The 14,093-nt window shown below is 60.6% G+C and carries 14 protein-coding genes; 9 read left to right on the top strand and 5 right to left on the bottom strand.

Annotated features, from left to right (window positions below):
• Positions 1-161: 161 nt before the first annotated feature.
• Positions 162-1,586, bottom strand: coding sequence for a PLP-dependent aminotransferase family protein (locus L9Z73_RS14275; RefSeq protein WP_247401959.1), 1,425 nt, complete (start codon positions 1,584-1,586; stop codon positions 162-164).
• 165 nt (positions 1,587-1,751) lie between these two features.
• Between L9Z73_RS14275 and L9Z73_RS14280 the strand changes: the two genes are divergently transcribed.
• The gene (locus L9Z73_RS14280; protein WP_247401961.1) at positions 1,752-1,976 is read left to right on the top strand and encodes a DUF1127 domain-containing protein; all 225 of its coding nucleotides are present in this window, start codon (positions 1,752-1,754) and stop codon (positions 1,974-1,976) included.
• Between the two features lies 1 nt (position 1,977).
• Here the strand turns inward: L9Z73_RS14280 and L9Z73_RS14285 are convergent, their stop codons facing one another.
• Positions 1,978-3,270 (bottom strand): NAD(P)/FAD-dependent oxidoreductase, encoded by a 1,293-nt coding sequence (locus L9Z73_RS14285; RefSeq protein ID WP_247401965.1) that lies wholly within the window; start codon positions 3,268-3,270, stop codon positions 1,978-1,980.
• Between the two features lie 115 nt (positions 3,271-3,385).
• On the opposite strand from L9Z73_RS14285, the gene L9Z73_RS14290 reads away from it, so the two are divergent.
• Positions 3,386-3,739 carry a YkgJ family cysteine cluster protein gene (locus tag L9Z73_RS14290; RefSeq protein WP_247401968.1) on the top strand — a complete coding sequence of 118 codons (354 nt, stop codon included), beginning with the start codon at positions 3,386-3,388 and terminating at the stop codon, positions 3,737-3,739.
• Positions 3,740-3,865: 126 nt separating this feature from the next.
• Here L9Z73_RS14290 and L9Z73_RS14295 read toward each other — a convergent pair whose 3' ends face one another.
• Positions 3,866-4,354, bottom strand: a complete 489-nt coding sequence (locus tag L9Z73_RS14295; protein WP_003206849.1) for an Lrp/AsnC ligand binding domain-containing protein — start codon at positions 4,352-4,354, stop codon at positions 3,866-3,868.
• A gap of 155 nt (positions 4,355-4,509) precedes the next feature.
• Between L9Z73_RS14295 and dadA the strand changes: the two genes are divergently transcribed.
• The 6 genes from dadA (at position 4,510) to L9Z73_RS14325 (ending at position 10,607) form a co-directional block, all read left to right on the top strand.
• Positions 4,510-5,811, top strand: a complete 1,302-nt coding sequence (gene dadA / locus L9Z73_RS14300) for a D-amino acid dehydrogenase (RefSeq protein ID WP_247401972.1) — start codon at positions 4,510-4,512, stop codon at positions 5,809-5,811.
• Positions 5,783-6,136: a RidA family protein gene (locus L9Z73_RS14305; protein ID WP_247401974.1), complete on the top strand. Its 354-nt coding sequence runs from the start codon at positions 5,783-5,785 to the stop codon at positions 6,134-6,136. Before dadA ends, L9Z73_RS14305 begins: the two co-directional genes overlap by 29 nt.
• Before the next feature lie 79 nt (positions 6,137-6,215).
• On the top strand, positions 6,216-7,289 hold the full coding sequence (gene alr, locus L9Z73_RS14310) for an alanine racemase (protein ID WP_247401976.1): 1,074 nt from the start codon (positions 6,216-6,218) through the stop codon (positions 7,287-7,289).
• Between the two features lie 116 nt (positions 7,290-7,405).
• Entirely contained in the window at positions 7,406-7,954 is a 549-nt protein-coding gene (locus tag L9Z73_RS14315; protein WP_247401978.1) for a cupin domain-containing protein, read from the top strand.
• A gap of 182 nt (positions 7,955-8,136) precedes the next feature.
• A complete protein-coding gene (locus L9Z73_RS14320; RefSeq protein ID WP_247401985.1) occupies positions 8,137-8,547 on the top strand; it encodes a c-type cytochrome in 411 nt (136 codons plus the stop codon).
• A gap of 137 nt (positions 8,548-8,684) precedes the next feature.
• Positions 8,685-10,607, top strand: a complete 1,923-nt coding sequence (locus L9Z73_RS14325) for an acetyl-CoA hydrolase/transferase C-terminal domain-containing protein (protein WP_247401979.1) — start codon at positions 8,685-8,687, stop codon at positions 10,605-10,607.
• Between the two features lie 145 nt (positions 10,608-10,752).
• On the opposite strand, the gene L9Z73_RS14330 is transcribed toward L9Z73_RS14325, so the two are convergent.
• Positions 10,753-11,325: a xanthine phosphoribosyltransferase gene (locus L9Z73_RS14330; RefSeq protein ID WP_247401982.1), complete on the bottom strand. Its 573-nt coding sequence runs from the start codon at positions 11,323-11,325 to the stop codon at positions 10,753-10,755.
• 58 nt (positions 11,326-11,383) lie between these two features.
• A complete protein-coding gene (gene rep, locus L9Z73_RS14335; protein WP_247401984.1) occupies positions 11,384-13,393 on the bottom strand; it encodes a DNA helicase Rep in 2,010 nt (669 codons plus the stop codon).
• A 255-nt stretch (positions 13,394-13,648) separates the two neighbouring features.
• Between rep and L9Z73_RS14340 the strand changes: the two genes are divergently transcribed.
• Positions 13,649-14,093, top strand: a 445-nt coding sequence (locus tag L9Z73_RS14340; protein WP_430624291.1) for a TRIC cation channel family protein, incomplete at its 3' end; no start/stop codon positions are given.

Raw genomic sequence — 14,093 nt, forward strand, 5'->3', positions numbered from 1 at the left:
CGGCAGGGCGTCGCTGGGGATGCGCGGCACATCGACCGTAGCGCAGCCGCCCAGGGCCAGGGCGCCCACCAGGAAAAACGCTAAAAGCCGTCGAGTCTTCAAGGGCGCTGCTTCCACATCAGGGCGGTTGTCGACATATGACGGCTATTTCCCGGGAAAGGTCAGTCGGCGGCCTCGGCCAGCATCTTGCTCGCGGCGGCGCCGACCTTGCGCACCGCCTCTTCGATCTGTGGCGTAGGTTTGGCAGCGTAGTTCATGCGCAGGCAGTTCCTGTACTTGCCGGAAGCTGAAAAGATACTGCCCACGGCGATTTGTACGCCTTGTTCCATCAACGCACGGTTGAGCTTGAGGGTGTCGAAGCCTTCCGGCAGCTCAATCCACAGCATGAAGCTGCCTTGAGGTCGGCTGGCGCGGGTGCCGGCGGGGAAATAGCGGCTGACCCAGTCGAGCATCAAGTCGCGATTACGTTGGTATTGCGTGCGCATCCGCCGCAAATGCGGTTCGAAATGGCCGCCTTTGAGAAATTCAGCGATGGCGATCTGCGGCTGGGTCGCGGTGGAGCCGGTGCTGATGTATTTCATGTGCAGCACCCGCTCCAGGTAGCGGCCCGGAGCGACCCAGCCAATCCGCAGGCCCGGCGCCAGGGTTTTCGAGAACGAGCTGCAGAGCAATACACGACCATCTTCGTCGAAGGATTTGATGGTGCGCGGGCGCGGGTAGCTGTAGGCCAGTTCGCCATACACATCGTCTTCGATGATTGCCACGTCAAAGCGCTGGGCCAGGGTCAGCAGCGCTCTCTTGCGCGCCTCCGGCATGATGTAGCCCAAGGGATTGTTGCAGTTGGGGGTCAGTTGAATGATTTTGATCGGCCACTGCTCGAGGGCCAGTTCCAGGGCTTCGAGGCTGATGCCGGTGAGTGGGTCCGTAGGAATTTCCAGGGCTTTCATGCCCAGGCCCTTGAGGGTTTGCATGGCGCCGTGGAAGCTCGGCGAGTCTACTGCGACGATACCGCCCGCCTCGCAAATGGCACGGATGCTGGCGGACAGCGCTTCATGGCAGCCGGTAGTGATCACGATGTCTTCGGCGGTCAATTGGCAGCCGGAGTCCAATGACAGTCGAGCGATTTGCTCGCGCAGTTCCATACAGCCGAGGATGTTGTCGTAATACAACCCCGGCAGATCCTGACGCCGGCTGACGCGGGCCAGGCTGCGCAGCAGGGGCTTGAGAGTGGGCGACAACACATCCGGCATGCCGCGGCCCATCTGTATGACATCTTTACGCGGCACCGCGCGAATCAACTCGAGTACCTGGTCCCACTGGGAAATTTCCACCGGGCGCTGGGCCGGGCGGCCGACTTCGGGCAAGGCCGGCAGCTCACGGCTCGCGGGCACAAAGTAACCGGACTTGGGCTTCGGCATCGCCAGGCCGTTGTCTTCCAGCACGCGATACGCTTGCTGCACGGTGCTCAGACTGACCCCGTGCTCCACGCTCAAGGCCCGTACCGAAGGCAGCCTATCGCCGGGGCGGTAGAAGCCCTGCTCGATGCGGGTGCCCAGCAATTCGGCGAGGTTGACGTAAAGGGTCACGGTGATCACTCCCAAAGGACCAGTACAGATCCTGGGAAAATACAGGATTCAGCCGTTCGTGGGCAGTATCTGTATGGATTTAATAAAATTCGGTTGAATCTGTAATGGTTTTGTCCGCCCGCTCATTCTAGTCACTCATGGCAACCAGCAAATGAGGGCAGCAAAATGAACGGCATGAGCGATGTGCGGCTGACGTTACACAGTCAGGAACTGGAAGCAGGGCAGGAGCCGGCGATGTCGACCCTGACGCGCAACCGCTGGAGCCTGTTCTGGTGCCGCCGCCGCACGCGCAAGGCGTTGCTGGACCTGACTGCCGAGCAACTGCGGGATATCGGGCTGACCGCCGAGCAGGCGCGCCAGGAAGGCTTGAAGCCGTTCTGGCGCAGTTGACTCACACCCGTTCTTTCAGCCGGTGCCAGAGCATCCCCAGCGCCAACAACGGCGAGCGCAAGTGCTTGCCGCCGGGGAAGGTGATGTGCGGCACCTGGGCGAACAGATCGAAACGTCCCTGCTGCTGGCCGCTGATGGCTTCGCCCAGCAGCTTGCCCGCCAGGTGCGTAGCGTTGAGGCCATGACCGGCGTAGGCCTGGGCGTAATACACATTGGGTTGATCCGCCAATCGGCCGATCTGCGGCAAGCGGTTGGCACCGATGCCGATCATGCCGCCCCATTGGTAGTCGATCTTCACGTCGGCCAGTTGCGGAAATACCTGCAACATCTTTGGTCGCATATAGGCGCTGATGTCCTGAGGGTCGCGGCCGGAATAATGACAGGCGCCGCCGAACAGCAGGCGGCGGTCGGCGGACAGGCGGAAGTAGTCCACCGTCACCCGTTGATCACACACCGCCATGTTTTGCGGCAGCAACTGGGCGGCCTGGGCTGCGCTTAGCGGCTCGGTGGCGATGATGTAACTGCCGGCGGGCAGCACTTTGCCGCTCAGTTGGGGGTTCAGGCCATTCAGGTAGGCGTTGCAGGCCAGCACCAGGGTCTTGGCGCGCACATTGCCGCGGGCAGTGTGTACGTTGACCTCGGGGCCGTAGTCGATGCGCGTCACTTCGGAGTGCTCGAACAGTTGCGCGCCCAGTTGCTCTGCGGCGGCGGCTTCGCCGAGGGCCAGGTTCAGCGGGTGCAGGTGGCCCGAACCCATGTCGATCATGCCGCCCACGTAGCGGTCGGAGCCGATCACGCTGCCCATTTCGCCGGCTTGCAGCAGGCGTACTTCATGGCGATAGCCCAGGCTGCGCAACTCTTCGGCGTCTTCGGCGAGGCCGAGCAGGTCGCGGGCTTTGTTGGCCAGGTCGCAGTAACCCCAGGTCAGGTCACAGGCGATCTGGAAGCGCTCGACGCGCTCGCGCACGATTTCTACCGCCTCCAGGCCCATCAGTTTCATCTGGCGCACGCCGTCGGTGCCGATCACATTGGCGAACTGCTCCAGGCCGTGGCCGACGCCGCGAATCAATTGGCCGCCGTTGCGCCCGCTGGCGCCCCAGGCAATCTTGCGCGCTTCCAGCAGTACCACGCTGAACCCGCGTTCGGCCAGCTCCAGGGCGGTGTTGAGCCCGGAAAAACCACCGCCGATCACGCACACGTCGGCAACCCTTTCGCCGGCCAACGCCGGGTAGTCGGGTTGCGGCAGGCTGCTGGCGGCATAGTAGGAAGCGGTGTGCCGGGCACTGGCAGTCATGGGGAATATCCCTGTTTGGAAAACTTGACGCAGGATACAGCGGTCGGACGAAGCTGTCTCACCGTGGGCTTTTGCGGCAGAATCCACGCCTATTCGCCGTTCGGTACGTGTTTCGATGAGTTGCAACAGTCAGAAAATCAGCGCATTGCGCCGACAGATTCCCTCGTTCGAGTGCGTCCCCGGCTGCCACGATTGCTGTGGGCCGGTGACGACTTCACCCGAGGAAATGTCGCGCCTGCCGCGTAAGACCGCTGCCGAGCAGGAAGCTGCCATGGACGAATTGAACTGTGTCCACCTGGGCCCCAATGGCTGCACGGTGTATGACGAGCGCCCGCTGATCTGTAGGCTTTTCGGCACCACAAAGACCTTGCCTTGCCCCAATGGGCGGGGGCCGGTGGAGCTGATTCACCCGCGGGTCGAGAAGCAGATCCATGAATACATGGCGAGTACCCGGCAGGTGCTGGTCTAACCGATGTATGCAGTCAAAATGTGGGAGGGGGCTTGCCCCCGATGGTGGTGTCACAGTCAGCTTATCTGCAACTGACCCACCGCTATCGGGAGCAAGCCCCCTCCCACATTGGCCCAGTTGTGTCAGTCAGTCGGGGATCGGCAGATTGAGGCTCTCTTTCACTTCTTCCATCACGATATAGCTCTTGGACTCCCGCACATGGGGCAGTTTGAGCAGGATGTCGCCGAGCAACTTGCGGTACGAGGCCATCTCGGAAATCCGCGCTTTCACCAGGTAGTCGAAGTCCCCCGACACCAGGTGGCACTCCAGCACATGGGGCAGTTTCAGCACGGCGCGGCGGAATTCTTCAAAGGTGTCGCCGGATTTGTAATCGAGGCTGATCTCGACAAATACCAGCAAACTCCCCTTCAAATGCTGGGGGTTGAGCCGTGCGTTGTAGCCCATGATGATCCCTTCACGTTCCAGGCGGCGCACGCGCTCGGTGCAGGGGGTGGTCGACAGCCCGACCTTTTCCCCCAGTTCCGTGAACGAAATACGCCCGTCGGCTTGTAGGATGCGCAGGATGTTGCGGTCGATCTTGTCCAGCTCCCGCTTGGTCTGGGTGTTGGTACGCATAGGGGATACGCCTCTGTTAAAAGGGTTTTTGCCGAGAATTGTCGCCAAATATAAGCATTTATATAGTGAAATGCACTGGTGATTGCTTTTTATACTGCTCACATTATTGCTCGAACAACACACGTCGGCGGTCAAGCCGCGATGAGGATATGAAAATGCGCGTTCTGGTCTTGGGTAGCGGCGTCATTGGTGTGACCAGTGCCTACTATTTGGCGCGAGCCGGTTTTGAGGTGGTCGTGGTCGATCGTCAGCCTGCCGCTGCCATGGAAACCAGTTTCGCCAACGCCGGCCAAGTGTCTCCAGGCTACGCTTCGCCATGGGCGGCGCCGGGTGTGCCGCTCAAGGCCATCAAGTGGCTGCTGCAACGCCACGCGCCGCTGGCGATCAAGGCCACCGCTGATATCAACCAATACCTGTGGATGGCGCAGATGCTGCGCAACTGCACCGCCAGCCGGTATGCGGTGAACAAGGAGCGCATGGTCCGCTTGTCCGAGTACAGCCGCGACTGCCTCGACGAGCTGCGCGCTGAAACCGGCATTGCCTACGAAGGCCGCAGCCTTGGTACGACCCAACTGTTCCGCACCCAGGCCCAGCTCGATGGGGCGGCCAAAGATATCGCCGTGTTGAAAGAGTCCGGCGTGCCGTTCGAATTGCTCGACCGCGCTGGCATCGCCCGCGTCGAACCGGCCCTGGCCAGCGTCACCGACATCCTCGCCGGTGCCCTGCGCCTGCCGAACGACCAGACCGGCGACTGCCAGATGTTCACCACCCACCTGGTCGAAATGTGCAAGCAGTTGGGCGTGGAATTCCGTTTTGAACAGGACATCCAGCGCCTCGACTACGCCGGTGATCGCATCAACGGCGTATTGATCGACGGCAAGCTGGAAACCGCCGACCGCTACGTACTGGCTCTCGGCAGTTACTCGCCGCAGTTGCTCAAGCCGTTGGGGATCAAGGCGCCGGTGTACCCGCTCAAGGGCTACTCGCTGACCGTGCCGATCACCAACCCGGCGATGGCGCCGACGTCGACCATTCTCGACGAGACCTACAAGGTCGCTATCACCCGTTTCGACAACCGTATCCGTGTCGGCGGCATGGCTGAAATAGCTGGTTTTGACCTGTCGCTGAACCCGCGTCGGCGTGAAACCCTGGAGATGATCGTCAACGACCTTTATCCTCAGGGCGGCGATCTGAGCGAAGCGATCTTTTGGACCGGGCTGCGCCCAACCACTCCCGACGGTACGCCGATTGTCGGCGCCACCCCGTTCAAGAACCTGTTCCTGAACACCGGCCACGGCACCCTCGGTTGGACCATGGCATGCGGTTCCGGTCGTTTGCTGGCGGACCTGATGGCGAAGAAGACGCCGCAGATCAGCGCCGAAGGCCTCGATATTTCCCGTTATGGCAACCACCAGGAGTCTGAAAAACATGTCAATCCAGCGCCAGCTCACCAATGAGCGCATGAGCCAGATCGTTGCCCACAGCGGGACCGTGTATTTGTCAGGGCAAGTCGGCGATGACCTGAGTGCCGGGGTTGAACAGCAGACGCGTGAAGCGCTGGCTACTATCGAGCGCCTGCTGGACCTGGCCGGCACCGACAAGACCAAGTTGCTGTCGGTGACGATCTATATGAAAGACATTGACGCCGATTTCGCCGGCATGAACTCAGTGTGGGACACGTGGCTGCCTAAGGGCGTTGCCCCGGCCCGCGCCACGGTTGAAGCGAAACTGTGCGAACCGCAAATCCTGGTGGAGCTGTCCGTCGTGGCCGCCCTGCCTTAAGCAACGATCCCTCTCCCGGCACCGATGTTGTTGGTCGGTGCCGGTTTTTTTTCACTCTGCCGCCTAGAAGCCTGCCGCCATGCGTCCAGCCCGTGCCCTGATCGACCTCCAAGCCCTGCGCAACAACTACCAACTGGCCCGTGAAGTCACGGGGGCCAAGGCCCTCGCCGTGGTCAAGGCCGATGCCTACGGCCATGGTGCCGTGCGCGTGGCCCAGGCGCTGGAAGCCGAGGCCGATGGTTTTGCCGTGGCCTGTATCGAGGAAGCGCTGGAACTGCGGGCCGCCGGCATCCGCGCGCCGGTATTGCTGCTCGAAGGGTTTTTCGAAGCCGACGAGCTGCCGCTGATCGTCGAGCATGATTTCTGGTGCGTGGTGCATTCGCTGTGGCAACTGGAGGCGATCGAACAGGCCAAGTTGAGCAAGCCACTGACCCTCTGGCTCAAGCTGGATTCGGGCATGCACCGCGTCGGCCTGCATCCCAAGGATTACCACGAGGCGTACCAGCGCCTGCTGGCCAGCGGCAAGGTGGCGAAGATTGTGTTGATGAGCCACTTCGCCCGCGCCGATGAACTCGATTGCGTGCGCAGTAATGAACAAGTAGCGGTGTTCGAGGCAGCGCGCCAGGGCTTGTCGGCTGAGGTCAGCCTGCGCAATTCACCCTCGGTGATGGGCTGGCCGAATGTGTCCAGCGACTGGGTGCGCCCGGGCATCATGTTGTACGGCGCGACGCCGTTTGGTGAAGACCAGGCCATCGCCGCACGCTTGCAGCCGGTGATGACCCTGGAGTCGAAAGTCATCTGCGTGCGCGAATTGCCGGCCGGCGAGCCGGTAGGCTACGGCGCCAAGTTCATCACGCCCAAACCGATGCGCATCGGCGTGGTTGCGATGGGCTATGCCGACGGTTATCCGCGTCACGCCCCCACCGGCACGCCGGTGTTGGTGGCGGGGCAGCGCAGCCAGTTGCTGGGCCGCGTATCCATGGACATGCTGTGCATCGACCTCACCGACGTGCCCCAGGCCGGCCTCGGTTCCACCGTGGAGTTGTGGGGCAAGAACATCCTCGCCAGTGACATCGCAGTCGCCGCCGAGACCATCCCTTACCAGATATTCTGCAACCTGCACCGCGTGCCAAGGCTCTATTCCGGCGCTTGATCGGCCGTTACGAACGGAGCTGGCGAGGATTTAGGCTCAAGTGTTGTAAATACTGAACGCTGTCGCCATGATAACGCTCAATTACAACAAAGCCTGAATCCTAGGAGGCTCCCGCATTGGACGTCGGCGAACGACTGCAATCCATCCGTAAGCTGAAGGGTCTTTCCCAGCGTGAGCTCGCCAAGCGTGCGGGTGTCACCAACAGCACCATTTCGATGATCGAAAAGAACAGTGTCAGCCCTTCCATCAGTTCCTTGCGCAAGGTGCTGGGCGGCATCCCTATGTCGATGGTCGAGTTCTTTTCCGAGGAAATCCTCGAGGAAATACCGACCCAGATCGTCTATAAAGCCAACGAGCTGATCGACATCTCCGACGGCGCCGTCACCATGAAACTGGTGGGGCGCGCACATCCGAGCCGGGCGATCACGTTTCTCAACGAAATTTATCCGCCTGGCGCCGATACCGGCGGAGAAATGCTCACCCATGAAGGCGAGGAAACCGGGATTTTGGTGGAAGGTCGCCTGGAGTTGGTGGTCGGTCTTGAAACTTTTGTGCTCGAAGCCGGCGATAGCTACTACTTTGAAAGCACCAAACCCCATCGTTTTCGCAATCCGTTCGATGTGCCGGCGCGACTAATCAGCGCAGCCACACCCGCGAACTTTTGACAGAAGAGGCGTCCTGCCAGCATTGCAGAGACACCCGCAGCCGTATTCCGCGAAACTGAATCTCCCTTTGCTTAATAGGGTTGTTTCAGCCAAGCGGGCTAACCGTTATACTTTCGCCGCCTGCGAAACCGTGGCCGCAGGCGTGAATAGCCACCATTGAGGGTGAACGCGTGAACCTAATTATGAAAATGCTGGCTGCACCAGCAACCGTACTGGCCCTTTGGGCTGTCAGCGCTCAAGCTGCGACCAATGATGACATTGCCAAGCGCCTGGAGCCTGTTGGCCAAGTGTGTGTGCAGGGACAGGAGTGCAAAGGGATGGAAGTCGCCGTAACAGCGGGCGGCGGCGGTGCAAAAACGCCGGACGAGATCATCACCAAGCACTGCAGTGCGTGCCACCAAACCGGCCTGTTGGGCGCCCCAAAAATCGGCGACACCGCCGCCTGGAAAGACCGCGCCGACCACCAGGGCGGCCTCGACGGCATCCTGGCCAAGGCGATCACGGGTATCAATTCCATGCCGCCAAAAGGCACGTGTGCTGATTGCTCGGATGCTGATCTGAAGGGCGCGATCAAGAAGATGTCCGGGTTGTAATCCAGCGATCTTCGTCAAAAATGCCGCTTACGAGCGGCTTTTTTGTGCCCTCGATTTATGTTTAGAGGCTGTTCTTTGCAGCAAAGACCCGCCACTCTCTGTCCAACCCCTAATCACGAAATGTTCAGGAGGGTCGGATGGTGCAGTTATGTTCAATCGAGCAAGCCGTTGACGACGTACTTGCGCGCTTGCCGGCGCATATCCACATGGGCTTGCCTCTGGGCCTGGGCAAGCCCAATTTGTTCGTTAATGCGCTGTACCGACGTATCGCCAAGCTGCCGGAGCGGGCGCTGACGATCTACACCGCATTGAGCCTGGGTCGCCCGGCGTTGGGCGATGGCTTACAGAAGCGCTTCCTGGAACCGTTTACCGAACGGGTGTTTGGCGACTATCCCGAGCTGGATTTCCTCGCCGCTCTGCATAAAGACAGTCTTCCAAAAAATATCCACGTACAGCAATTTTTCATGCAGCCAGGCAGCCTGCTTCACAGCCAATCAGCGCAACAGGACTACGTCAGCAGTAACTACAGCCACGCCGCGCGCGATATCTACGCCGCGGGCCTGAACCTGGTGGCGCAACTGGTGGCCAGCAGCGCCGAACACCCCGACCGGCTGAGCCTGAGCTGCAACCCCGATATCACCCTCGACCTGCTGCCGATGATCGCCAAGCGCCGCGCCGCCGGGGAAACCGTGCTGATTGTCGGCCAGGTCCACACCGATCTGCCCTACATGCCCGGTGATTCGGAGCTGGGCATGGATGAATTCGACTACCTGCTCGATGAAAAGGACAGCACCACGCTGTTCTCCACGCCGAATATGCCGGTGGGCTTCCAGGACCACTTTATCGGCCTGCATGCCAGTACGCTGGTGCGTGATGGCGGCACCTTGCAGATCGGGATCGGTTCGATGGGCGATGCGCTGACCGCCGCCTTGCTCGCGCGCCAGGCGGATAATGAAGCCTATCGGCTGCTGCTGACCGACCTCGATGTGTACCAGTGGGCGCCGCTGATCAGCCGTGAAGGTGGCGTTGAGCCCTTCGCCAAAGGCCTTTATGGTTGCAGCGAAATGTTCGTCAACGGCCTGCTGGTATTGGCCGATGCCGGGATTGTGCGGCGCAAGGTCTACCCGGATGTGGCGACCCAGGAACAGGCGAATGCAGGCCTGCTCGATGACGCGGCACAGCCCGACGGCATTTCGATCCATGGCGGTTTTTTCGTTGGCCCGCGCAGTTTCTACCAACGTTTGCAGGACATGCCGCTCGCCAAGCGTCAGGCATTCAACATGACGCGCATCAGTTACATCAACGAGCTGTACGGGCAGGAAGAACTCAAGCGTTTGCAGCGTCTGGATGCGCGGTTTATCAACAGCGCGATCGTGGTGACCTTGCTCGGCGCCGGGGTTGCCGACCAACTGGAAGGTGGCCACGTGCTCAGTGGCGTGGGCGGGCAGTACAACTTCGTTGCCCAGGGCCACGCGCTGGAAGGCGCGCGCTCGATCCTGATGCTGCGCAGTTGGCGCGAAGCGGGGGGAGAGGTCAGTTCCAATATCGTTTGGGAGTACGGCCATTGCACCATCCCACGGCACCTGCGGGACATTGTGATCACCGAATACGGAATTGCCGACTTGCGCGGTCAGACCGACGCCAAGGTGATCGAGGCGTTGCTCAACATCACCGACTCCAGGTTCCAGGGCGACTTGATCGAGCAGGCGCAAAAGGCCGGCAAGTTGCCCCAGGATTTCCAGCTGGACCCGCGCTTTACCGACAATACCCCGGAGCGGCTGCAGAGCCTTCAGGCACGGCATCGCCGATTGTTTCCGGAGTATCCGATGGGCACTGACTTCACGGATGAGGAACGGGATCTGCTGCGGGCGTTGAACTGGCTCAAGAGCAAATTCAAGCTGAGCGAGATTTTCGACTTGGGCAAGGCGGCGCTGGATGCACCGGAGCCGGAGGCGTTTCCAGAGCATCTGAAGCGGATGCGGTTGGATAAGCCTGAAGGTTTGAAGGAGGACGTGTATCAGCGGCTGTTGCTCGCCGGCCTCCAGGCCACCGTGCACTAAATGTGAGAGGGGCGGTGCGACGATTCGACTTGCCCCCGATAGCAGTGGGTCAGCCAACACATTTGGTGACTGATACACCGCTATCGGGGGCAAGTCGAATCGTCGCACCGCCCCTCCCACATTTTTTACCGCGTTCCGTCAGCGATTACTCGATGAAGGTAACGACACCACCGCTCAGCGACTTCACCCGCGCCAGCGACTCAACCCGATAACCCTGCGCATCCAGTTCGGCACGCCCGCCCTGGAACGACTTCTCGATCACAATCCCCACGCCGGCAACGGTGGCGCCGGCCTGCTTGATGATCGAGATCAGCGCCTGGGATGCTTTGCCGTTGGCCAGGAAGTCATCGATGATCAGCACGCGGTCGCTGCTGGTCAGGTGGCGCGGCGAGATCGCCACGGTGCTTTCGACTTTCTTGGTGAAGGAATACACCGTCGCCGACAGCAGGTTTTCGGTCAGGGTCAGGGACTGTTGCTTACGGGCGAAGATTACCGGCACGCCGAGGTTCAGGCCGGTCATGATCGCCGGGGCAATCCCCGAGGCTTCGATGGTGACGATCTTGGTGATGCCCGCATCCTTGAACAGCGCGGCGAATTCGTCGCCGATCAGTTTCATCAGCGCCGGGTCGATCTGGTGGTTCAGAAAGGCGTCGACCTTGAGTACCTGATCGGAAAGCACGATGCCTTCTTCGCGAATTTTCTTGTGCAGTGCTTCCACGGAACGCTTCCTCTAATGGCGCGCAGTGCGCCGAAAGTAGATTAAAAAATAGTCAATTCTAGCGCTTTAACATCGCGCGTATATCCGCCAGGGCGGTGTTGCCGCGAACGGCCTTCACCTCGGTCGGGGTGTCGTCATTGCCTTCCCAGGCCAGGTCGTCCGGCGGCAGTTCGTCGAGGAACCGGCTGGGGGCACAATCGATGATTTCGCCGTATTGCTTGCGCTTGGCGGCAAAGGTGAAGGCCAGTGTCTGACGCGCACGGGTAATGCCCACGTAGGCCAGGCGCCGTTCTTCCTCGATGGTGTCGGCTTCGATGCTGGAGCGGTGCGGGAGGATTTCCTCTTCCATGCCCATGATGAACACGTAGGGAAATTCCAGGCCCTTGGACGCATGCAAGGTCATCATCTGTACACCTTCGGCGCCGTCTTCCTCTTCCTGCTGGCGCTCGAGCATGTCGCGTAGCACCAGCTTGCCGATGGCGTCTTCGACGGTCATTTCGCCGTCTTCGTCTTTTTCCAGGGTGTTCTTCAGCGCTTCGATCAGGAACCAGACGTTGCCCATGCGGTAATCCGCGGCCTTGTCGCTGGAACTGTTGGTGCGTAGCCAGTTTTCATAGTCGATGTCCATGACCATGCTGCGCAGGGCGCTGATCGGGTCTTCGCCGGCGCACTGCTCGCGCACTTTGTCCATGAAGCGCTTGAAGCGCGACAGGCGATCGGTGAAGCGCGTGTCCAGGTGTTCGCCCAGGCCGATTTCGTCGGTGGCGGCGTACATCGAGATCTTGCGTTCGGTGGCGTAGTTGCCGAGTTTCTCAAGCGTCGTCGAACCGATTTCCCTGCGTGGGACGTTGATCACCCGCAGGAAGGCGTTGTCATCATCCGGGTTCACGATCAGCCGGAAGTAGGCCATCAGGTCTTTCACTTCCTGGCGTCCGAAAAAGCTGTTGCCGCCCGACAGACGATACGGAATCTGGTGGTGCTGCAGCTTCAGCTCGATCAACTTGGCCTGGTAGTTCCCGCGATACAGGATCGCAAAGTCACTGTAGGGCCGGTCGGTGCGCAGGTGCAGGGTCAGCAGTTCGACGGCCACGCGCTCGGCTTCGGCGTCTTCGTTGCGGCAGCGGATCACGCGGATCTCATCGCCGTGGCCCATCTCGCTCCACAGTTGTTTTTCAAACTCGTGGGGGTTGTTCGAGATCAGCACGTTGGCGCAGCGCAGGATACGGCTGGTGGAGCGGTAGTTCTGCTCCAGCATCACCACTTTCAAGGACGGGTAGTCGACCTTGAGCAGCATCAGGTTTTCCGGGCGTGCACCGCGCCAGGCGTAGATCGACTGGTCGTCGTCGCCCACCACGGTGAACTGGTTGCGCTTGCCGATCAGCAACTTCACCAGCAGGTACTGGCTGGCGTTGGTGTCCTGGTATTCGTCCACCAGCAGGTAGCGCACCTTGTTCTGCCACTTTTCGAGGATGTCGGCGTGTTCCTGGAACAGCTTGACCGGCTGCAGGATCAGGTCGTCGAAGTCGACCGCGTTGAACGCCTTGAGCGTGCGCTGGTAGTGGGTGTAGACGATGGCGGCGGTCTGTTCCTTGGGGTTGCGCGCGTTTTCCAGGGCCTCGGGCGGCAGGACCAGGTCGTTTTTCCAGGCGCCGATCATGTTCTTGATCTCGTCGACACCATCGTCGCCCGCGTATTCCTTCTGCATGATGTCGGTCATCAGGGCTTTGACGTCGGTCTCGTCGAAGATCGAGAAACCCGGCTTGTAGCCCAGCCGCGCATGCTCCTTGCGGATGATGTTCAGCCCCAGGTTGTGGAAGGTACACACGGTGAGGCCACGGCCTTCGCCACCCTTGAGCAGGGTGCCGACACGCTCTTTCATTTCCCGCGCCGCCTTGTTGGTAAAGGTCATGGCGACGATGTACTGGGCGCGGATGCCGCAGTTCTGGATCAGGTGCGCGATCTTGCGGGTGATCACGCTGGTCTTGCCGGAGCCAGCACCGGCGAGCACCAATAGAGGGCCGCCGACGTAGTTCACGGCTTCTTGCTGCCGGGGATTGAGTCGGGACATACAGAGTTCAGGGAGTCATTGTTCAAAAGGGCGGGCATTTTAACAGGCTGGCAAGATTCTGCTGCCTTGGATCGACGGTGTGACGTACCACTCGATCTAAATTTGCCGCTTTTGTTACTTTGCCGCAGGATGTGCGGGTATTTGCGACTATTGTGCGCATGGTTTGTATTTGATAAACATTATCATTGGTGGTTGCTAGGCCGCACGTCATAATGCCCGCCGCCAACGAAATCTTGCAGAGTCTAGGGAGCTAGCTTGTCTACGCCTGTCGAACCCTTGCGTTTGCTGCTGCTGGCCGATGCGCCTGAGTGGGCAGCATTGTTGCGCGAGTGCCTGGTGCCGATGGGCGATGGGGCGGTGCTGATCAGTGCGCCCAACTGGGACTCGGTGAGTCGTCTGTTCGAGGACGACCACAGCGCCGTGCTGTTGACCACGCCCAACCTGCAACCCGGCCCGGGGCGGTGCAGCTTGCCGTGCGTGTTGTTGCTGGAACTGGAGCCACTGGTGGCGCCCCTGGGGGTCAGTGACTGGCTGGTCCGTCATGCCATGGACACCGCGACCCTGCGGCGCTGCCTGCGCCATGTGCGCTCGCTGTTTCTGGCGCTGGATGCCGTGGGGTTGGTCGCCTTTACCCTGATCGGCTGCATGACCGCCCTGGAAATGGGCCACGGTATGCTGGTGGCGTCGGTCAGCGGTGTGA

The sequence above is a fragment of the Pseudomonas emilianonis genome (assembly GCF_023072625.1).
Taxonomy (GTDB): Bacteria; Pseudomonadota; Gammaproteobacteria; order Pseudomonadales; family Pseudomonadaceae; genus Aquipseudomonas; species Aquipseudomonas paraveronii.

Excerpts from the sequence above, each read along its gene's own strand:
- L9Z73_RS14320 (WP_247401985.1), top strand. The coding sequence starts at position 8,137 with ATGAAAATGCTGGCTGCACCAGCAACCGTACTGGCCCTTTGGGCTGTC.
- L9Z73_RS14305 (WP_247401974.1), top strand. The coding sequence starts at position 5,783 with ATGTCAATCCAGCGCCAGCTCACCAATGAGCGCATGAGCCAGATCGTT.
- L9Z73_RS14295 (WP_003206849.1), bottom strand. The coding sequence starts at position 4,354 with ATGCGTACCAACACCCAGACCAAGCGGGAGCTGGACAAGATCGACCGC.
- dadA (WP_247401972.1), top strand. The coding sequence starts at position 4,510 with ATGCGCGTTCTGGTCTTGGGTAGCGGCGTCATTGGTGTGACCAGTGCC.
- rep (WP_247401984.1), bottom strand. The coding sequence starts at position 13,393 with ATGTCCCGACTCAATCCCCGGCAGCAAGAAGCCGTGAACTACGTCGGC.
- L9Z73_RS14325 (WP_247401979.1), top strand. The coding sequence starts at position 8,685 with ATGGTGCAGTTATGTTCAATCGAGCAAGCCGTTGACGACGTACTTGCG.
- L9Z73_RS14280 (WP_247401961.1), top strand. The coding sequence starts at position 1,752 with ATGAACGGCATGAGCGATGTGCGGCTGACGTTACACAGTCAGGAACTG.
- L9Z73_RS14290 (WP_247401968.1), top strand. The coding sequence starts at position 3,386 with ATGAGTTGCAACAGTCAGAAAATCAGCGCATTGCGCCGACAGATTCCC.
- L9Z73_RS14285 (WP_247401965.1), bottom strand. The coding sequence starts at position 3,270 with ATGACTGCCAGTGCCCGGCACACCGCTTCCTACTATGCCGCCAGCAGC.
- alr (WP_247401976.1), top strand. The coding sequence starts at position 6,216 with ATGCGTCCAGCCCGTGCCCTGATCGACCTCCAAGCCCTGCGCAACAAC.